Source organism: Parafrankia sp. FMc2, from assembly GCF_041008525.1.
GTDB lineage: Bacteria > Actinomycetota > Actinomycetes > Frankiales > Frankiaceae > Parafrankia.
This window is the reverse complement of the sequence record NZ_JBFLUG010000013.1, coordinates 34,114-54,156: the sequence shown is the minus strand read 5'-3', so window position 1 is coordinate 54,156 and position 20,043 is coordinate 34,114. Positions and strand designations below refer to the sequence as shown.

General features: G+C 73.0%; 14 protein-coding genes. 10 read left to right on the top strand and 4 right to left on the bottom strand.

Annotated elements, in window-relative coordinates:
- Positions 1-54 precede the first annotated feature (54 nt).
- Together AB1460_RS07395 and AB1460_RS07390 are read left to right on the top strand one after the other, a co-directional pair.
- Positions 55-849 carry a VOC family protein gene (locus AB1460_RS07395; RefSeq protein WP_368959850.1) on the top strand — a complete coding sequence of 265 codons (795 nt, stop codon included), beginning with the start codon at positions 55-57 and terminating at the stop codon, positions 847-849.
- A gap of 226 nt (positions 850-1,075) precedes the next feature.
- On the top strand, positions 1,076-1,876 hold the full coding sequence (locus AB1460_RS07390) for a VOC family protein (RefSeq protein WP_368959849.1): 801 nt from the start codon (positions 1,076-1,078) through the stop codon (positions 1,874-1,876).
- A gap of 252 nt (positions 1,877-2,128) precedes the next feature.
- Here AB1460_RS07390 and AB1460_RS07385 read toward each other — a convergent pair whose 3' ends face one another.
- Both AB1460_RS07385 and AB1460_RS07380 read right to left on the bottom strand, forming a co-directional pair.
- Entirely contained in the window at positions 2,129-2,782 is a 654-nt protein-coding gene (locus tag AB1460_RS07385) for a carbonic anhydrase (protein WP_368959884.1), read from the bottom strand.
- A gap of 129 nt (positions 2,783-2,911) precedes the next feature.
- Entirely contained in the window at positions 2,912-4,216 is a 1,305-nt protein-coding gene (locus tag AB1460_RS07380; protein ID WP_368959883.1) for an NtaA/DmoA family FMN-dependent monooxygenase, read from the bottom strand.
- A 293-nt stretch (positions 4,217-4,509) separates the two neighbouring features.
- Here AB1460_RS07380 and nudC point away from each other — a divergent pair, with 293 nt between their 5' ends.
- On the top strand, positions 4,510-5,523 hold the full coding sequence (gene nudC / locus AB1460_RS07375; RefSeq protein ID WP_368959848.1) for an NAD(+) diphosphatase: 1,014 nt from the start codon (positions 4,510-4,512) through the stop codon (positions 5,521-5,523).
- A 65-nt stretch (positions 5,524-5,588) separates the two neighbouring features.
- Here nudC and rph read toward each other — a convergent pair whose 3' ends face one another.
- A complete protein-coding gene (gene rph, locus AB1460_RS07370; protein WP_368959847.1) occupies positions 5,589-8,186 on the bottom strand; it encodes a rifamycin-inactivating phosphotransferase in 2,598 nt (865 codons plus the stop codon).
- A gap of 1,109 nt (positions 8,187-9,295) precedes the next feature.
- Between rph and AB1460_RS07365 the strand changes: the two genes are divergently transcribed.
- The 3 genes from AB1460_RS07365 to AB1460_RS07355 all read left to right on the top strand — a co-directional run bounded on the left by AB1460_RS07365 (position 9,296) and on the right by AB1460_RS07355 (position 12,986).
- Complete coding sequence (locus AB1460_RS07365) at positions 9,296-10,477, top strand: NAD(P)/FAD-dependent oxidoreductase (RefSeq protein ID WP_368959846.1); 1,182 nt, start codon at positions 9,296-9,298, stop codon at positions 10,475-10,477.
- 10 nt (positions 10,478-10,487) lie between these two features.
- Entirely contained in the window at positions 10,488-11,840 is a 1,353-nt protein-coding gene (locus AB1460_RS07360) for an amidohydrolase family protein (RefSeq protein WP_368959845.1), read from the top strand.
- Between the two features lie 72 nt (positions 11,841-11,912).
- Positions 11,913-12,986, top strand: coding sequence for a LacI family DNA-binding transcriptional regulator (locus tag AB1460_RS07355; RefSeq protein ID WP_368959844.1), 1,074 nt, complete (start codon positions 11,913-11,915; stop codon positions 12,984-12,986).
- Here AB1460_RS07355 and AB1460_RS07350 read toward each other — a convergent pair.
- Positions 12,926-13,093 (bottom strand): DUF4236 domain-containing protein, encoded by a 168-nt coding sequence (locus AB1460_RS07350; protein WP_230204882.1) that lies wholly within the window; start codon positions 13,091-13,093, stop codon positions 12,926-12,928. The two genes, AB1460_RS07355 and AB1460_RS07350, sit on opposite strands and share 61 nt — an antisense overlap.
- A 460-nt stretch (positions 13,094-13,553) precedes the next feature.
- Between AB1460_RS07350 and AB1460_RS07345 the strand changes: the two genes are divergently transcribed.
- From AB1460_RS07345 to hypE, 4 genes are read left to right on the top strand one after another with little or no spacing between them, the layout of a single operon-like run.
- Positions 13,554-14,846, top strand: coding sequence for a hypothetical protein (locus AB1460_RS07345; RefSeq protein ID WP_368959843.1), 1,293 nt, complete (start codon positions 13,554-13,556; stop codon positions 14,844-14,846).
- A gap of 52 nt (positions 14,847-14,898) precedes the next feature.
- Positions 14,899-17,760: a carbamoyltransferase HypF gene (gene hypF, locus AB1460_RS07340; RefSeq protein WP_368959842.1), complete on the top strand. Its 2,862-nt coding sequence runs from the start codon at positions 14,899-14,901 to the stop codon at positions 17,758-17,760.
- A complete protein-coding gene (hypD, locus tag AB1460_RS07335) occupies positions 17,757-18,896 on the top strand; it encodes a hydrogenase formation protein HypD (protein WP_368959841.1) in 1,140 nt (379 codons plus the stop codon). Before hypF ends, hypD begins: the two co-directional genes overlap by 4 nt.
- Before the next feature lie 43 nt (positions 18,897-18,939).
- On the top strand, positions 18,940-20,019 hold the full coding sequence (gene hypE / locus AB1460_RS07330; protein ID WP_368959840.1) for a hydrogenase expression/formation protein HypE: 1,080 nt from the start codon (positions 18,940-18,942) through the stop codon (positions 20,017-20,019).
- Positions 20,020-20,043: the final 24 nt, after the last annotated feature.

Genomic DNA, 20,043 nt, shown 5'->3' with positions numbered 1-20,043 from the left:
GGGGCGCACCCCCAGGCCCACGCACCGTGCGCCACGACGGCGAAGGAGCCCGCGATGCCCGCGAACGACACCACCCTGCCCGGCGCCCCCTGCTGGATCGATCTGATGACCTCGGACGTCGACGGTGCCCGCGCCTTCTACGCGGAGCTGTTCGGCTGGGTCCCCGGCGAGCAGTCCGAGGAGTTCGGCGGGTACTTCATGTTCTTCTCTCCGGACGGCCGGATGATCGCCGGCGGGATGCCGAAGCAGGCGGCCGAGGCGCCGGACGTCTGGACCACCTACCTGCTGACCCCGGACGCGGCGAAGACCACGGAGGCCGTGAGAGAGCACGGCGGCACCGTGATGGTCCCGCCGATGCCCATCGCGGACCTGGGCACCATGGCCGTGGTCACCGACCCGACCGGCGCCGTGGTCGGCATGTGGCAGCAGGGCACGCACCGCGGGTTCCAGGTGCTCGCCGAGCCGGGTGCGCCGGGCTGGTTCGAGCTGATGACCCGCGACTTCAGGGCCGCCGTGCCCTTCTACAGGCAGGTCTTCGGCTGGCAGGCGGAGGTCGTCGGTGACAGTGACGAGTTCCGCTACTCCGTGCTGGTCGACGGCGCCGGCGAGCAGTACGCCGGGGTCATGGACGCCGCCGGCTTCCTCCCGGAGGGCGTGCCGTCGCACTGGGGCGTGTACTTCGCGGTGGAGGACACCGACGACGCCGTCGCGCTGGCCGAGAAGCTCGGCGGCTTCACCGCCCAGGCCCCGGTGGACACGCCCTACGGCCGCCTGGCGATCGCGGCCGACCCCACCGGTGCCATCTTCAAGCTCGTCGGGCCGAACAAGGAGGAGCAGCCGAAGGGCTGACGCCCGCCGCGGGTGCCAGCGCGGCGGGTGCCAGCGCGGCGGGCCGGCGAAGCGGGCGGAACCGGGCTTCCGCCCGCGGCCGGCGCCTTCTGCCTGCTTCTGGGCGGGATGGCCGTGCGGCGATGAGTTTCTGTCGGTGGTCGGGTCCAAGGTGTCGACAGCACGCGAACGGCGAACGCCGGGCGCACACCGCGTACCGCGCGCCACGACAGCGAAGGAGCCCGTGATGCCCGCTCACGAGACCACCCTGACCGGAGCCCCCTGCTGGGTCGACCTGATGACCGCCGATGTCGACGGGGCACGCCGCTTCTACAGCGAGCTGTTCGGCTGGACCGCCGAGGAGCCGGATGCCGAGTTCGGCGGGTACTTCACCTTCACCCGCAACGGTCGCCGCGTCGCGGGCGGGATGCCCAAGCAGCAGCCCGAACTGCCCGACGTCTGGTCCGTCTACCTCCTGACGCAGGACGCGGAGAAGACCGTGGCCGCGGTCCCCGAGCACGGCGGCAGCGTCATGATCCCGCCGATGGCGGTCGCCGACCTCGGCACCATGGCCGTGGTGACGGATCCGGCCGGCGCGGTGATCGGCCTGTGGCAGCCGGGAGCGCACCGCGGCTTCGAGCTGCTGGCCGAGCCGGGCGCGCCGGGCTGGTTCGAGCTGATGACCCGCGACTTCGGCAGCTCCGTGCCGTTCTACCAGGAGGTCTTCGGGTGGCACACCAAGATCATGGGTGACGGCGACGACTTCCGCTACACCGTCCAGGTCGACGACTCCGGCGACGAGCACGCGGGGATCATGGACGCGTCGGCTTTTCTCCCGGAGGGCGTGCCGTCGCACTGGGGCGTGTACTTCGCGGTCGAGGACACCGACGCCACCCTCGCGCTCACCGACAGGCTCGGTGGCGCGACCGTCCAGCCGGCCACCGACACCCCCTACGGGCGTCTCGCGGTCGCGACCGACCCGACCGGGGCCGTCTTCAAGCTGCTCGGCCCGAACAAGGAGGAGAAGGAGGCGCCGGCCAAGGGCTGAGGCACCTACCCGCCGTCGCCCCGGGGCGGGCCGCACCTGGAGCGGGCCGCCAGGGGCGATCTGGCGGATGCTCGCGGTCGGGCCCAGCAGGCCTGGCCGGGCGCAGATCTCCCCGCGGGCTTCGAGGACCGCCCGGTCCGACGCCCCGCCCTGACCGCCCCACAGGAACCGGGCGGGCGTCCGCGGCCTTGCGCATCGCCGCGATCTCGACCATGGTCCGCGGCGACAGCCGCGCAGGACTGCCGGCGCGGGTCACGGGTGCGGGTTGTCGGAGGCTGTGGGTACAGGTCCGTGGCTGTTGACCATGCTGACGGTGCCCTCCGCGAGCCGGTACGACAGGCCGACCACAGCGCATCGTCCTGCGGCGACCTCGGCCGCGAGCAGGACCGACCGGCCGACCAGGCCATCAACCGTCCGCCGGATGTGCGTGCGTACGAACGCGTCGATATCGGTGTGCCCGGCTGCCCGCGCGGACAGCACGCTGGGCATGACCCGCTCGACCACGTCCCCGAGGTAGCCCACAGGCGCGATCCCGTCACGATCCGCCTCGGACGCCGCGGTGACGGCGCCGCACGAATCGTGTCCGAGAACGACGACGAGGGGTGCGCCGAGCACGCTGACGCCGTACTCGATGCTGCCCAGTACCTCGGGCCCCGCGACGTGCCCGGCGGTCCGGACCACGAAGAGGTCTCCCAGCCCCCGATCGAAGATGATCTCGGCTGCCAGTCGGGAGTCGGAGCATCCGAACAGCACGGCGAAGGGATGCTGTCTGGGCGCCACCGCCGAGCGGCGGTCGGCGTCCTGGTTCGGGTGCAGCCGTTCACCCTGTACGAAACGCGCGTTGCCTTCCCTCAGGACTGCGAACGCCTTGGCGGGCGAGGAGACAGCGAGATCGAGATCGGGCACGCACAGCAACCTATCTCTGGTCCGGGGCACAACGAGCCCGATCGCGACAACACCGCCGACGTTGCGGAACTCGGCGACGACGGGCACCGGCACCGGCACCGCCAGCGCCGCGCCGCGCCGTCCGATGGATCAGAAATCGAGCAGGTTGTCGCGGAAGAGGTCGTGCGGGTAGGAGGAGCGCATCAGGCCGCGCCGGCGCAGGGCGGGTGCGAGCCCGTCCGCGATCTCGCTGACGGACCGGCGGTGCACCGGCGTGGCGATCAGGAAACCATCGCCGCCGACGGTCTCCATGACCTCGCCCATCTGCACGGCGACCGTGTCCGGTGAGCCGACCAGCTCCACGGACTCGACCGTGTCGTGGTCCATCACGGTCTCCCGCAGCGTGCGCCCGCCGGCGGCCGCGGTGAAGCGGGCCATCGAGCTCTGGTGCCCGTTGACCTTCCCGGTGAGGTCGGGGAACGGCGCGTCCAGATCGAACTGCGCGAAGTCGATGCCGCTGAAGTAGGACATCTGGCCGAGGATCGTGTCCATGACCGCCGGGTCGCGCTGCCGGGCGCGGCGGCGGGCCAGGGTGTCGCGGGCCTCGGTGTCGGTCTCCCCGAGTACGGGGCTGACCAGGAAGAGCACCTTGCAGTCGGACGGCTTGCGCCCGTGCCGGATCATCCGCGCGGAGATGTCGTCGCGGTAGGCGCGCATGGCGTCGACCCCGTGCGGGACGGCGATGATCGTGTCGGCGTGGCGGGCGGCGAACTCCCGGCCGGCGGGGGAGCCGCCGGCCTGGCAGATCACCGGCCGGCCCTGCGGCCCGGCGGGGGCGTTGAGCGGCCCGCGGCTGCGGTGGAAGCGGCCCTCGAAGTCGATCCTGTGCACCTTGCGGTGGTCGGCGAACACCCCGTCGGCGGCGACGACCGCGCCGGGCTCCCAGGAGGAGAGGAGACGGTCGACCAGCTCCATCCACTCGTCGGCCATGTCGTAGCGCAGGTCGTGCTCGAAGTGCTCCGGCAGGCCGAAGTTCTGCGCGCTGCGGTGGCTGCTGGACGTGACCAGGTTCGCCCCGACACGGCCCGCGGAGAGATGGTCGAGCGAGGCGAGCATCCGGGCCGCCATGAACGGTGGGTAGAAGGACGTGGACACGGTCGCGACCAGCCCGATGTGCGAGGTCGCCTGGCTCATCACCGCGACCGCCGCCATCGGGTCCAGCCGCGGGGACTCCCAGGCGTGCGCGAGGTCGACCTCCATCGTCCCCTGGTACGTGTCCGTGATCATGAGGCCGTCCTCGAGGATCAGGTAGTCGAAGAAGGCGCGTTCGAGTGAGCGGGCGAGGTCGGTGTAGAAGCCGCCGCCCGTCCACTCGGTGGCGAGGGTCCCCGACCACTGGTCGTTCCAGGCCTGCGGCCCGAAGCCGCTGCCGACGAACCAGCCCAGGTGGAACATGCGCGCCTCCCGCACAGTCGCACCCGCGCCCGGACGGCATGCGGCGACGAAGGCCGGCGGGGATGGTCTGGCCGGCCTGACGCGCGCGGGTCGGTGGATCCGATCACGCGGCAGTGTCACCGCCGGGGATTGCGGGGCAGCCACCGCCTGATTGCCCTGCCGTTGCGCCGCGCACGCGGCGGGGGAGCCTCGGGCTGGCGTGCGGTTCGGACCTCTTCGCGCCGCCCCGGCCCCGGGTTTCCCCCACCGAAAAAGACCGGCCGATGCCGTGACCCGTGCTGGAAGATGGGGCCGTGAGCGATTTTCGGCTGGTCAGCCCGCCTGTTCTGGCAGGGGCGAAGATCCTGCGCGACGAACACCTTCGGCGAGACGCCGGCCGCCACCAGCTGGGCTGGGCCGCAGCCCAGGTCGTGATCGTCGATGCCGAGGGCCGCAGCCCGGTCGAGTGGACAGCCGCCCCAGCCGTCCCCAGCGCCCCGGCCGCCTCCGGCGCGTCGCAGTCCGACACCGCGCAGCCCGGGCCCCGGCTGCGGACCGTCGCGGCCAGGGACTTCGCCGCCGCCCCACCGCCGGACGCGGTGCTGCTCGGTGAGGCCGAATCCCTGACCTACTGGGCGGTGCGGGGCGCGCGGGACGAGGCTGCGGCGGACGGCCCGTCCCCGTGGCTGAACCTGTACACCGTGGGCGCCGAGCTGCCGGCGCTCGAGGCCGCCGTGATGGCTGCCGCCGTCGCCCTGCTGAGCTGGCACGACAACGCACGGTTCTGCGCCAGGGACGGTTCGCCGACGCGCCCGCGCAACGCCGGCTGGGCGCGGGTCTGCGAGGCGGGGCAGCATGAGGAGTACCCGCGCACCGACCCGGCGGTGATCTGCCTGGTCCACGACGGCGCCGACCGGGTGCTGCTGGCCCGCCAGCGCACCTGGCCCGCCGATCGTTTCTCGGTGCTCGCCGGCTTCGTCGAGGCCGGTGAGTCCCTCGAGGCCTGCGTGGCACGGGAGATCGCCGAGGAGGTCGGCGTCGACGTCTCCGACATCAGCTACCTGGGCAGCCAGGCATGGCCCTTCCCGCGGTCGCTGATGATCGGTTTCCACGCCGTCGCGGACCCGCGCCAGCCCATCCGGCTCGACGACAAGGAGATCGCCGAGGCGAGATGGGTGCACCGCCACGACCTTGACGGTGCCCTGGCGCGGAACGACTGGGCAGCCGCAACCGACGCCGACCGGGGCCAGCTGCTGCTCCCAGGACGGCTGTCCATCGCCCGGACCATGATCGATTCCTGGGCTGCGGCAGTGACGTCACGGCACTGACGTCGGCACTGATGTCTGCACTGACGTCGCGGTGGTGACGTCACGGCCCTCGGTCGAGGGATCGGTCAGGGCAGGATCTCGACGTACCCGTCGGTTCCGTGCACGCGGATCCGCTGCCCGTCCCGGATCAGCCGGGTGGCCCGCTGCACGCCCACGACGGCCGGCAGGCCGTACTCCCGGGCGATCACCGCGCCATGCGTCATCAGGCCGCCCACCTCCGTCACCAGGCCGGCGACCGCGACGAACAGGGGCGACCAGCTGGGGTCCGTGAAGGCCGTGACCAGAATGTCGCCCGCCTCGAGATCGGCCTGCGCCAGGTCAGGGATGACGCGGGCCCGCCCCTCGACGGTCCCGGCGGAGACCGGCACACCGATCAGGGCACCGGCCGGCACGTCGTCGCGCCGGTACGCCCCGGTGAGGGCCTCGCCGTCCGAGGTGAGGACCCGGGGCGGGGTGAGCGCGTGGTACGAGCGGAACGCGTCCCTGCGCTGCTGGAGGAGCTGGTCATCCACCTGCTGCGCGCGCACGACGTCATGGAACTCCTGGAACGTGAGGTAGAAGACGTCCTCCCGCTCGCGGAGGACACCGGCCCGCACCAGGCGCTCGGCCTCCGCCAGCAGGGCCTGCCTGTAGACGAAGGAGCGGCTGACGATGCCGTACTTCGGGTACTCCCGGTACCCGATGAAAGTGCGGACCCGGTCGATCATCCGCCTGGTCTCGTCGGCCTTCTCGTCTCCGCCCGGCAGGGCCCGCAGGCGTGACAGCACGTCCTGTGCCTTCCGCTGTGCCCGCTGCCGGCCCTGCTCGAAGCGCCGCCGGGCGGCGCCCGGCTCGAAGTTCCTGACATTGTCAAGGATGACGGGCACGAGCGTGGTGGGGCGCTCGCGCCACCGCGGCCTCGTGATGTCGATCTCGCCGACGCAGCGCATGCCGTACCGGTCGAGATACGCCTCGATGGCGTCGCGCGCCTCGGCCCCACCCGGCAGTGTCGCCAGCTCGTCCAGGAAGTCGTCGTCCTCGACGCCCTGCAGGAACGCCACGACCTCCGACAGCGGGCGGATCACGTCGGCGACGTCGAGCAGCGCCAGGCCCATCTCGGACGTGACGTTGCCGGGGGCGGACAGCGTCAGCGTGTCAGCGGCGTTCTTCTCGCCCAGCCACTCCTGCAGCCTGTCGTTGAGCCACCAGGTGGCCTCCATCCCCGCCATGATCACCCGCATGCTCAGCGGATCACCCAGGAGGCGCCTGTGTTCCGCGAAGGCCTCCAGCAGGAAGTCGAACAGTGCCGGTCCGGTCCTCGTCCGGATGTCGCGCTCGAGGGCGGCGACGGACGCCCGGCTGCGCTCGACCAGCTCGGCGACGATGGCCGGATCGGTCTCGACCGGGGCGGGCACGGCGCCGCCCGGCGGCCCGGCGGGACTCGTGTCCGGGAGCGACGGGACGAAGCCGTCCTGGTCGAGGACGGTCTCCAGCGCGTCCCTGACCAACGGATCGCCCCTGCCCATGGCGTCCAGCAGGCCGGCGCGGCTCGCGGGTGAGACCAGCCGCGGGGTGACGTCCACGAACAGCCTCCCGCCGGCCTCGTGCATCGGCACCAGGGCCGTCAGCCGCCACAGGGACAGCCCCAGCGGCTTCATCGGGTCGGTCATCATCTGCCCGTGACCGACCGAGACGTAGACGTGGTTCTCCTGGTCACCGGCCTCGGGGATGGGGAACAGCGTCGTGATCGGCCGGCTCTGCACGATCTGGAAGCCACCCTCGGCCAGGCACCATTCGATGTCCTGCGGGCGGCCGAAGTGCGCCTCGATCCGCCGCCCGAGCCGCACGAGCCGCAGGACCTGCGCGTCCGTCAGCGCCGGCTGCCTCTGCCGCTGCGCGTCGATGGCCACCACCTGCGTACCACCGGCCGCCACGGCGTGAACGGCACGCTGTTTGGCGGCGATCGCCCGGGCGACGACGTCGCCGTGCCGCACCGTGAAGACGTCCGGGTTCACCAGGCCGGAGACCACGGCCTCGCCGAGGCCGAAGCCGGCCTCCACGGTGGCGACCGTCCGGTTTCCCGTGACGGGGTCGGCCGTGAACAGGACGCCGGCCGCCGCCGGGAGAACCATCTGCTGCACGACCACGGCCATGTGGACCGTGCGGTGGTCGAGGCCGTTGCGCTGGCGGTAGGTCACGGCCCGCTCGGTGAACAGCGAGGCCCAGCACCGGCTGACGTGCCGCAGGATCTCCGCCGGCCCGACGACGTTCAGGTAGGTGTCCTGCTGGCCGGCGAAGGAGGCCGTCGGCAGGTCCTCCGCCGTCGCGCTCGATCGGACGGCGTAGGCGGCCTGCTCGCCGTGCCGCGCAAGCGCGCGGATGATCGCCGACGCGAGGTCGTGCGGGATGGCGACCCCTTCGATGATCCGGCGAAGCTGTGCGCTGAGTGCGCGAATCCCCTCCCGGTCGTCCGGGCTCATGCCGGACAGCTGCTCCAGCCGATCGTCGATCGACGGCGCTTCCGCCATGATCCGCCGGAAGGCACCGGTCGTCACACAGAAGCCACCCGGCACCCGGATGCCGTCGATCCGAGACAGCCCGCCCAGGTGCGCGCCCTTGCCACCAGCGACCGCGGCCTGCGTCTCGTCGACCTCCCGAAGATCCAGCACATACTTTTCGATCATGAACGATGCCTCCGCGGCAGCCGTGCTCGCCTCCACTGACGCGGCCGATCGCATCACCGGCGCCGCCAGCGCTGCCGAACCTCTCGTCGGGCCTGTCGTCATTCCTGGCCGTCCTCCCTCTGGTGGGTCAGCCGGTCGCGCCGGCCGTTCGGTCGGCACGCAGCCCCGCACCGGTGCCCCGAACGCCCGCGAGCGCACTGCCAGTTCCACCGCTGGCCCGGCCTCACCATGTGCCCCCTACGTCGACACCACACCCCACGTCGTGCCCCCTTTCCGCGTGTCGTGGCCTCGGCCGACGATTCTGTGGCACGACCCGGGCCTTGCTGCAAGCCCCCCCGTGCGATATAAATTAGAAGTGGCGGGGAGCGGGTTTCCCCGCCGTTCTGATGCCTCCGCCCTTCTCGTATCTCTACCTCTGCTGTTCGTTCATCTCGCGCCGTCGGTGTTGTTCGTCGCTGAGACTGACTGGCTTCCTGTCGGGCGGTGGCGTGCGCATACGGATTCGTGGGTGTAGGTGGAGGTCTTCTTGGCCCGCGACGCAGCCGTCGAACTGGGCGTTCGCCGCTGTCGGCAGGGCTCGAAGGTGATTTCCTGGCCGGGAGATGGCGTCGGCCATCTCCCGCTGTGCCGGTATTGATAAAGGTCGGACCGGATGAGTGGCGCGGGCGAATGAAAGGGTTCACGTCGGCGGCCTGAACGGGTCGCCGAAACGCGGGAAGAATCCGCTGAAGTCTTTGGTTGACGCGCTTCCACCGGCTTCTGCCGGCTTTCGATGTCGGCGTCGGACCGTGTTCGCACCTCTGCTCTGTTGCCGGTGTGGCGCCGGGCGGGGTCGGCTTTGTCCGCGCCCCGACCCGTCTCGAGCGTGCGTCAGGGCGAGAGCCTCGGCGGCCGTGACAGCCCCGCAGGTGCTGGTTGCTGAAACTAGTTACATGTGTGATGGTCTGGCTGCTTGCCGGTGCGCACGTCCCGCCGCCAACGGCCTGGGTCCTACCGCGGTCAGTGGAGGATTCCCGTCGTCCGTGACACGGACGTTCCGATGCCTCGGATGGCGCCGGCATCACCTGTCCCATCAGTCCCCTGGCGATCGGGGAGCAAGGAGCAGCAGCATGACCGTGGTCGTTGTCGGCGCCGGTGTCTACGGCGCGGCGGTAACTGCCTCGCTGACAGAACGGGGTGCTCACGTCCTCCTGGTGGAGGCCGCAGCGGCGGGAGGCGGCACCTCCGGCGCGACGTTCGCGTGGACGAATTCCTCGGGTCGGCATCCGCGTCCCTATCATGATCTTCGTGTCGCGGGAATGGAGGCCCACCGCCGGTTGGCGGCCGCGGTGCCCGGCAGCGACTGGTACCACGAGAGCGGGAACCTGGAATGGGTCGCCGGTGATGACGAACGGGAGAAACTGCGGACGAGGGTCGCCGGCCTCGTCGCCCGCGGCTATGAGACACAGTGGCTCAGCCGAGCGGAGGTGGTGGCTCTGGAACCGGGTATCGCCCCCGACGAGCTGCCGGCAGCCGAGATCGTTTTCTTCCCCCGGGAGGGATGGCTCGAGCCGGCCCGCCTGATCGGGCACCTGCTGGCCAGCTCCGCGGCCCGCGGCGCCGAACTCGTCACCGGGGACCCGGTCACCGGCCTGGAGATCCCCGCGGGAGGGGGATTCTCGGTTCGACTCGCCTCGGGACGGCGGATCGCCGCGGAGGCGGTGGTGAACTGCGCGGGCCCACAGGCCGATGAGATCGCCCGTCTCGCCGGCCTGGACCTGCCGATGCGCAACACCCGCGGCGTGCTCGTCCGCACCGCCCCGACCGCCCCGACCGCCGCTGCCGCCGTCCCGGTGTCCCGTGTGGTCCGTGCGCCACGCGTCCATCTGCGCCCGGACGGAAGCGGCGGGCTGCTGCTGCACTCCGCCGAGATCGACCGTGCCCTTGGCACGTCCGACACCGGCGAGATCAGTGTCGCGCCGTCAGCGGTCGAGGAGCTCCTCGAGGCAGGCCGCACGCTCTACCCCGGCACCCGACCCGCGGCGGGCGCGACCGACGCGGCGGGCACGGCGGGCACGGCGGGTACGGCGGCGCACAGCGTCCTGGTCGGTGAACGGCCCATTCCCACGGACGGCCTGCCGGTGCTCGGGCGGGTCGCCGATCTACCTCGCTTCCACTTCGCCGTCTCGCACAGCGGCGCGACGCTCTGCCTGCACGCGGGCGACCTGGTCGCGGCGGAGGTGCTCGGAGAGGACCGCGGCGAGGCCCTGGCGGCGTTCCGGTTCGAGCGGTTCCGCCCGCCGGGCGGGTGAGGCGGCGGCGATGCCCATGGTTGTCCTGCACAACGCCGACGTGATCGACGGCCGCGGCGGCGATCCGCGCCGCGGCCTCGACATCGTCATCGCCGGCGATGTGATCCGAGAGATCGTTCCGTCGCGCCCCGCCGAGTCGTACGAGACGGTCGACGAGATCCTCGACTGCGCGGGCATGCTGGCGATTCCCGGTCTCATCAACAACCACACCCACGGCACCGCGTACGGTCCGCTGTTCCCGAGTGGGCATGTCGGCCTGGCTCCCGAGCAGGTGCTGGCCAATCTCGACCGGCACCTGCTGGAGGGGACGACGACGGTGCTCTGCGTGGACGGCTTCGTCACCGCGGACGACCTCGCCCGGACCGACAGCGCTCATCCGGTCAACGTCCGGCTGGCCAGCTGTAACACTCCCGCCTGCCTGGAGGCGGCCACCATCGCGGACGGTGGCGGTCTCACCGAGGCCAACCGCCGGTTCACCGCCCGCCAGGCCGTCGGCGCGGGAGCCGTCGCGCTCGGTGAGATCGGGGCCGGTCACACCCTCGGCGGGGGAGGGGCGAGCTATCTGTACATCCCGGCCGAAATCGCGCGACGCACCGGGGTCACGATCACACCGCGACAGGCGAACGGGCTGAAGATCGCCGTCCTGGGCCGCCACATCGCGGTGTCGGCCTTCGATCGGGACGCCGTCGAACAGGCACTGGCCGCCGCCGGGCTGACCGGCCGGCTGTCGGTCGAGGACGTGCGAGACCTTGTCTCGTCCATCGTGCTGCCCGCGTTCGACGTCGCACTGCACGGGCTCGGCGAGGCGGCCGAGCAGGCACGCGCCCTGGGCGTGCCGGTGGCGGTGCACAACGCGGCCGCGTCGATGACCCAGGTCATGTCCCTCGCGGCCACCGATGTCACGATGATCGCCGGGCACTCCAACCACTCCAGCTTCGAGCTGCGCGAAGCCCTCGAGCATGCGGAACGGCTCAGGGAGGCGGGGGTCATCGTGGACGTCTCCACCCTCGACACGTTCGGCGCCAGGCGGCTCACGACCGGCCCCGAGCTGCTCTATGCGCTGTTCTCCGCCGGGCTCGTCGACACGATCTCGACCGACTACGCGGGCGGCCACCACGATCCGATCCTGCTGGCGATCGACAGCTCCGTCGCAGCGGGTGTCGTGAGCCTGCCGGCCGCGATTGCCATGGCGACCGCGAACGTCGCGGATGCCATCCCGGGGCTGGCGTCCCGCCGTGGCCGCGTCGTGCCGGGCGCGATCGCAGACCTGGTGGTGACGGATCCCGCGCGGCTGGCTGCGGTGGACACCGTCCTGATCGGTGGCGAGATCGCCGTCCGTCACGGCCGCCGTGCCACCGACTGACCAGAGGCCCTGACGAACGCAGCTCTGTGCGGCCCCGAGGAACGCGGCCCCGAGGAAGGTACCGGAGGAGACATGACGAAGCGGGTGACCATCGGTGACGTCGCCGCGCACGCGGGTGTGTCCACGGCGACGGTCTCCCGGGTGCTCAACGGCGGGCCCGTCACCCCGCCGACGGCCGCCCGGGTGTGGGAGACGGTGACCCGTCTCGGATACACCCCCAACGCGCTCACGAGAGGCATCTTCGCCGGGCGCTCCCGCACGATCGGCGTCGTCGTCCGTGACCTGAGCAGCCCCTTCTACCTGGACCTGATGCGCGGCATCGATGACGTCGCGGCCGCCCACGACAGCCTCGTGATGTTCACCAGCACGTTCCGCCCGAACGACCACGAGGCCGCGCTGGTCGGGATGATGGACGAACACCGGGTGCGCGGGCTGATCGCGACGACCGACGAGAGCACCGACGGCCGCCTCCGCCAGCTGGCCGAGAACGGCACTCCGTGCGTGATCGTCGCGCGCGCTGTTCCGGGTGCGGGCGTTGTTCCGGGTCCGCCGCCGGCCCTGCACTCCATCAGCCTGGACAACGTGGCGGCCGGCCGGCTGATGGCCACGCATCTGGCCGCGTGCGGGCGGTCATCCGTCGGGGTCGTGACCTCCGGTGACCGCTCCTCCCAGCTGGGGCGCCTCGCGGGGCTGCGTAACGCCCTCACCGGCCTCGGGCTACCCCTGCCCGAGTCGGCGGTGACCGTTGCGCAGAGCGTGACGGAGGTCGACCGGGCGGTGGGCCTGCTCCTCGGGCGTGCTCGGGACCAGGGGAGGCCACTGGACGCGATTGCGTGCACCGCCGGCCGGCTGACCGTGGCCGCCCACACCGCGCTGACTGCCCGAGGGCTCGCCATGCCCGGCGACATCGCCTTCCTGACGATGGACGACTTCGCCTGGGCGCCCGCGCTCGGCATCACCGTGATCACCCAGCCCGCCTACCGGATGGGCCGCCGAGCCGCCGAGCTCGTCGTCGAATCCCCGGGCGAGACGGTCGCCGTGCTCGTCGAACCGTCGCTGGTCGCCCGCAGGTCCTGCGGTGAGGCTCAGGAATCCCGCGAGGTGCTCCGCGAGCGACGGCGGGCGGACGGCCGCCACGACCAGTGACCGGGCAGATCGACCGATGACATCCCGGCCCGCTGCCGGCGGGACCACAGGCGCCAGGTGAACGGACCCGCCTTCATGCTGACCGAGGACAGGCCCTGGGCGCCCATGTTGAACCGCAGCGGCCCGGCCTTGGACCGGTTCGTGTAGCGCAGACCCATCGTTTCCTCCTGGTGGGCAGGGATTCTCGGACTCGCGTGGTGTCGGATTCGCGCGGTGCGGCCGGCTGTGCCCCTTGTGTGCCCCGATCGGGCCCGTCAAACCTTTGTCCGCCGCCGCGGGGGTGACGGCGGTGACACATCCGCTGGCGCGTTGGTGGCAGCGTCTGCCCACTGTCGATCGGCGGCCGGCCCCCTGGCACATAGCGTTTCCTGCCGAAGGCTCCTGCGGCGGGCCCGCCGGACGCCGCGTCGGAGGCTGCCCGGGCACCCGGGAACGCTGCACCTGACGAAGGGGCTCGCCGGATCGTGGGCAGGCGCCGCGCGGCCCTGTGACGCGAACACGTCCACGTTCCCTCCCGCCCAGCCGGTGCCCCCAGGGGCACCCGACCGAACACGACGGGTGACACAGATGGCCACAGACAACCCTGCCCCCGCCGAGACCGCCCCGGGCCCGCTGGGCGCCCCGGGCCCGCCGGGCACGCCGGGCACGCGCCCGCAGCCGGTCGGTGTGTTCCCCCTGCCCGCGGGCTTCCTGCTGGTGCCCGGCGGGGAGGAGACGGCGACCGTCCGCCGTTCCCTCGCGGCGGGGATGCTCCCGACCGCGTGGCCGCCGGAGCTGGCCGCGATCGAGCTCGCCTACCGGGGGGACGTCGCCGGCGCCGCCGAGCGCCTGCAGGGCGACGACGTGGTCACCCGCTACAACCGGTTCGTGCTGGACCCCGCGGGCACCCCGGCGCAGCAGCTCGTGGCACTGCGCGCGGACCTCGGCGCGGAGCTCGGCGTGCTGGTGGACGTCGTGCGCTTCGCCACCGGCGAGCGGCGCGAGCCGCCCGCCCCGGGTGACGCGACCGGGGAGATCGCGGCGCTGGTGTGCTCCGCGCAGGCCGCGCACGCGATGGCGGCCGGCCGCATCGGTGACGCCGGGCGGGCACTCGCCCAGGGCATCGGCGCGGCAGCGGAGTCGGCCCCCGGCCTGGCCGCCCAGCTGATGGCGACCGCCGCCGGGCTGCGCCGCGATGCCGAGGGCCCCACCTTCGCCGTCGTCACCGACCTCACCACGGCGCTGGCCGCCCTCGCCTCCACCGACCTGGCCGCCGGACGGGCCGAGCTGCACCTCACCCTCGGCTCGGTGCACCACGAGCTCGCCGGCGACGACCTGGCCGGGCTGCGCACCGCCGCCGAGAACTACCTGGCGGCACTGCGCCTGATCACCATCGACACCGCGCCGGAGCTGTTCGCCTCCGCCCAGGTCAGTCTTGCCGCCGCCTACCTGGCGATGCCGATGAACTCCGCCTCCGACCAGCTGCGGATCGGCGTGGCCATGCAGGGCCTGCGCACCGCGCTCACGGTCTACACCCGTGAGACGCATCCGTCGGAGTGGTCCAGCACGCAGCTGAACCTGGCGAACGCGCTGGTCCACGCGCCGTCCGCGCACCGGCGGGACAACCTGGTGGAGGCCGCCGGCCGCTACCAGGAGATCATCGCGACCCGGGTGGGCCTGGACAGCCCGGTCAGCTACGCCCGGGTCCTGGCCAGCCAGGGCAACGCGCTCGCGCAGCTGGGCGCCCTGCCGCAGGCCGCCGCGGTACTGCAGGAGGCCTGTTCGATCTTCGAGAACAGTGGGGACGACGACTCGGTGGCGGCCGTGCGCGCCGTGCTCGACGAGATCGCCCGCCACCGCGCGCTGACCGGCTCCACGTGACGGGGCAGCCGGCGACCGCCGGCACCCGTCGGGCCGGGCACGGGCGGCGCGCGTGACGTCCGGCAGCGCTCCCCGGGTCCGGCGGCAGGTGACGATCGAGGGCGTGGTGCAGGGCGTCGGATTCCGTCCGCACGTCTACCGGCTCGCCGCCGGGCTCGGGCTGGCCGGTTTCGTCCGTAACGACGCCAGCTCGGTCGTCGCCGAGGTCGAGGGAGCCGACCCGGACGTCGCCGAGTTCCTGCGGCTGCTCGCGGCGCCGGCGCCGCCCCTGGCGCGCGTCGAGCGGATCACGGTGACCGAGATCGCCTCCGCCGCACCGGCCCGTCGCAGCGGCCGGGTCCCGGCGGCCCCGCCGAGCCCGCTGACCCTGGCGACGTCGGAGGCCTCGGCGGCTTCCGCGCAGCGGGCGGCCGCAGCGGCACCGACGGACACGACGGCGTTCCGCATCGTCGAGAGCGCGACCGGCCCGTCGGCGGCGGGGCCGCGCACGATGGTCCCGCCCGACGTCGCGGTCTGCGCCGACTGCCGGCGGGAGCTGACCGACCCCGCCGACCGCCGCTATCGGCATCCGTTCATCACCTGCACGAACTGCGGCCCGCGTTTCACGATCATCGAGAGCCTGCCGTACGACCGCGCGGCGACCTCGATGGCAGGTTTCCCGATGTGCCCGCGGTGCGCCGACGAGTACACCGATCCGGCGGACCGCCGCTTCCACGCCGAGCCGATCTGCTGCCCGTCCTGCGGCCCGAGCCTGCGGTTCCACCCGGCCAACGCCGACGGCGAGCCCGGCGTGGGTGGCGAGCCCGGCGTGGGCGGCACGGACGGCGCTGACGGCGCGGATGGCACTGACGGCGCTGACGCCGCGCTCGCGGCGGCACAGCGGGCGCTGGCCGCCGGCCAGATCGTCGCGATCAAGGGCATCGGCGGCTACCACCTGGCCTGCGACGCCGCCGACGACGCGGCGGTCGCGCTGCTGCGGGCCCGCAAGGGACGTCCCGACAGGCCGCTCGCGGTGATGGTGCGGGACGTGGCGGCCGCCGCGCTGATCGCCGACCTGTCCGCGCCCGAGCGGGACCTGCTCGCCTCCGCCGCCGCGCCGATCGTCCTGGCCCGGCGCCGCCGCGCCGGATCATCCCTGTCGGCGCTGGTGGCACCGGGAAGTCCGCTCGTCGGTCTGCTGCTCGCCTACACCCCGGTGCACCACCTGCTGTTCATGCCGGTGCCGGGGCCCGGCATGCCACAGCCGCCACAGGCGCTGGTGATGACCAGCGGCAACCGTTCCGGGGAGCCGATCTGCGTCGACGACGCCCAGGCGCACACCCGGCTGGCCGGCATCGCCGACGCCTACCTGACCCACGACCGGCCGATCGTCGCCCCGTGCGACGACTCGGTGGAGCGCTGGGACGGCGAGCGGGTGCTGCCGCTGCGGCGCTCCCGCGGGTACGCGCCACAGGTGGTCGACCTCGGCCGCGCCGTCCAGCCGGTGCTCGCGGTGGGCGGCGACGGCAAGTCGACGATCTGCCTCACGACCGGACGGCACGCGATCGTCTCCCAGTATCTCGGTGACATCGCCGGGCTGGACGCGCTGCGGCTGTTCGAACAGTCCTGCGCGCGGATGGCCCACCTGCACGGTGTCGCCCCGTCGATGATCGCCGCCGACCGGCACCCCGGCTACCTGACCCGTGCCTGGGCGACACGCCAGCCGGCCGACGGCGCGGCGACCGCAACGCCCGCGGGCCCGGAGACGCCGGTGCCGGTGCCGACCCGGGAGATCCAGCATCACCATGCGCACGTCGCCGCACTGCTGGCCGAACACGGGCGCCTCGGTCCTGCCGGCTCTGCTAGCCCAGCCGGCTCTGTTGGCGAGGGTCGCCGGGTGGGAGCGCCGGTGCTCGGGCTGGCGTTCGACGGGACGGGCTTCGGTCTCGACGGGACCATCTGGGGCTGTGAGGGCCTCCTGGTCGGCCCGGAGGTGACCCGCGCCGAGCGGTTCGCGTGGCTGCGCCCCGTCACGCTGCCCGGCGGTGACGCGGCGGCCCGCAACCCGTACCGCAGCGCGCTGGCCCATCTCGCCGCCGCCGGCCTGCCCTGGGCAGACGATCTGCCGCCGGTGGGCGCCTGTTCCCCGACCGAGCTGGACGTCCTGCGGGTGCTCGTGGAACGGAACCTCTCCAGCGTGCCCTGCGGCAGCATGGGACGTCTGTTCGACGCGGTGGCCTCCCTGCTCGGCGTGCGGCAGCGCAGCACCTTCGAAGCGCAGGCCGCCGCCGAGCTGGAAGCCCTCGCCGCGGACGTCCTCGCGCCGGACCCGGACAACGCGCCCACCCTGCCCACGCCGCCCACCCTGCCCACGCGGGCCGTCCCACGCCTGACCTTCGGAGTTGGCGTGGATGTCGGCGGCGAGGCCGGCGGAGACGGCGGAGAGGGCGGTCGCGTGGCCTCCTGTGTGCTCGACGCGGCTCCGGTGATCACCGGACTGGTCGCGGGCCTGCGCGCCGGAACGCCGGCGCGGCTGCTGGCCCACGCCTTCCATCTGGCCGTCGCGGAGGCGGTGGTCGAGGTCGCGCGCGCGGCGCGTGACCGGCACGGCGTCGAGGCGGTCGGGCTGACCGGCGGGGTGTTCGCGAACGTCGTCCTGCTGCGCGCCTGCCGCGACCGGCTGACCGCGGCCGGGTTCGAGGTGCTGACCCACCGCGTCGTCCCGCCGGGTGACGGTGGGCTCGCACTGGGCCAGGCGGCGATCGCCGCGCTGAGCCAACCGCCGCCCGACCTGGCGGGCGCACCACCGCCCGAGGGACTGAGCCGACCGACACCGGCCGACGAAGAGCCCCCGCGGAGAGGAGCTGAGATCGTGTCCCTGGCGAGCCCCGGCCGCGTCACCACCGTCCGGGAGGACGCGGGTGGGGGCCGATGAGGTACCTGCGGGAGTTCCGTGATCCCGAGCTGGCGGCCCGGCTGGTGGGCGCGATCGCCGCCGCCGCGACCCGCCGCTGGACGATCATGGAGGTCTGTGGTGGGCAGACTCATTCGATCATCCGGAACGGCATCGACCAGCTCCTCGCCGACCAGGTCGAGTTCGTGCACGGCCCCGGCTGCCCGGTGTGCGTGACGCCGCTGGAGACCATCGACCGGGCGCTGGAGATCGCGTCCCGGCCCGGGGTGATCCTCTGCTCCTTCGGGGACATGCTGCGCGTGCCCGGCAGCGCCACGGACCTGTTCACGGTCCGCGCGCGCGGCGGGGACGTCCGGGTGGTCTACTCGCCGCTGGACGCCGTCCGCATCGCCGCGGAGAACCCGCACTGCCAGGTCGTCTTCCTGGGCATCGGTTTCGAGACGACCGCCCCCGCCAACGCGATGGCCCTGGTGGCCGCCCGGGACCGCGGGCTGCGCAACTTCTCCATGCTCGTCAGCCATGTGCTGGTACCGCCCGCGATGGCCGCGGTGCTCACCGCCCCCGACAACCGGGTCAGCGCCTTCCTCGCGGCCGGGCACGTGTGCACGGTCATGGGCACCACGCAGTACGAACCGCTGGTGGCGGCACACCGGGTGCCGATCGTCGTCACCGGCTTCGAGCCGCTGGACCTGCTGGACGGGGTGCGCGCCGCCGTCCAGCAGCTGGAGGACGGGCGGGCCGAGCTCGAGAACGCCTACCCGCGGGCTGTGCGCCCCGAGGGCAACCCGGTGGCGCGGCGCACCCTGGACAGCGTCTTCACGGTGTGTGACCGGGCCTGGCGGGGCATCGGCGTGATCCCGGACTCGGGCTGGCGGCTCGCCGACGAGTACGCGGAGTTCGACGCCGCGATCCGCTTCGACGTCACCGGGCTCACCGCCGAGGAGTCACCGGAGTGCCGCAGCGGGGACGTCCTGCGCGGGGTGATCAAGCCGCCGCAGTGCCCTGCCTTCGGCGGCCGGTGCACCCCGCGGACGCCGCTGGGCGCGACCATGGTCTCCACCGAGGGCGCCTGCGCGGCCTACTTCCAGTTCCGACGGTTGGCACCTGCCGGCACCGCCCCGAGGGCGACCGGCCATGACGGCGGCGGCCGACCATGACCGAGGTTCACATGACCGAGGATCGCCATGACGGGGGTTCGCCATGACTGAGACGGTCGACCCGACGCGCTGGGTGTGCCCGCGCCCGCTGCGGGACCACAGCGCGGTGATGCTGGGCCACGGCGGCGGCGGAGTGCTGTCCGGTGAGCTGGTCGAGCATCTGTTCCTCCCCGCGTTCGCCGCGGCACCGGACGACGCCCGGACGCCGGTCCCGGCACTGGCGGACTCGGCGGTGCTGGAGGTGGGCGGGGTCCGGCTCGCGTTCTCCACCGACTCCTATGTGGTCCGTCCGTTGTTCTTTCCCGGCGGGAGCATCGGCGAGCTGGCGGTGCACGGGACCATCAACGACCTTGCCTGCAGCGGTGCGGTCCCGGTGGCGCTGTCCGCCGGGTTCATCCTCGAGGAGGGCCTCGACCTCGAGGTGCTCGGCCGGGTCGCCGAGGCGATGGGGCGGGCCGCGGCCCGCGCCGGCGTCCGGCTGGTCACCGGCGACACCAAGGTCGTCGAGCGGGGCCTCGCCGACGGGCTCTACGTCAACACCAGCGGCATCGGGGTCGTCCCGCCCGGCGTCGACATCCGCCCCGAGCGGGCCCGGCCCGGTGACCGGGTCCTGGTGTCCGGGCCGATCGGGGAACATGGTGTGGCGGTGCTGAGCGTCCGGGAGAACCTGGAGTTCGGCGGGGACGTCCGCTCCGACACCGCGGCCCTGCACGGCCTGGTCGCCGCGATGCTGGCGGCGGCGCCCGGCGGGGTGCACGCGCTGCGCGACCCCACCCGGGGCGGCCTGGCGACAACCCTGTGCGAGATCGCCGCCGCCTCCGGGACCGGGGTCGAGTTCACCGAGAGCGCGGTGCCCGTGCCGCCGGTGGTGGAGGCGGCCTGCGCCTTCCTCGGCCTCGACCCGCTCCACGTCGCCAACGAGGGCAAGATCGTCGCCTTCGTCGCCGCCGACGAGGCGGACGCGGCGCTGGCCGCGATGCGCGCGCACCCGGCCGGCCACGAGGCGGCGATCATCGGCACGGTCACCGCGGACCATCCGGGCCTGGTCGTCGCCCGCACGGCCTTCGGAACCACCCGCGTCGTCGACCGTCCGCTCGGCGAGCAGCTGCCCCGGATCTGCTGACAGGGCGACAGCCGCGGCTGTCGC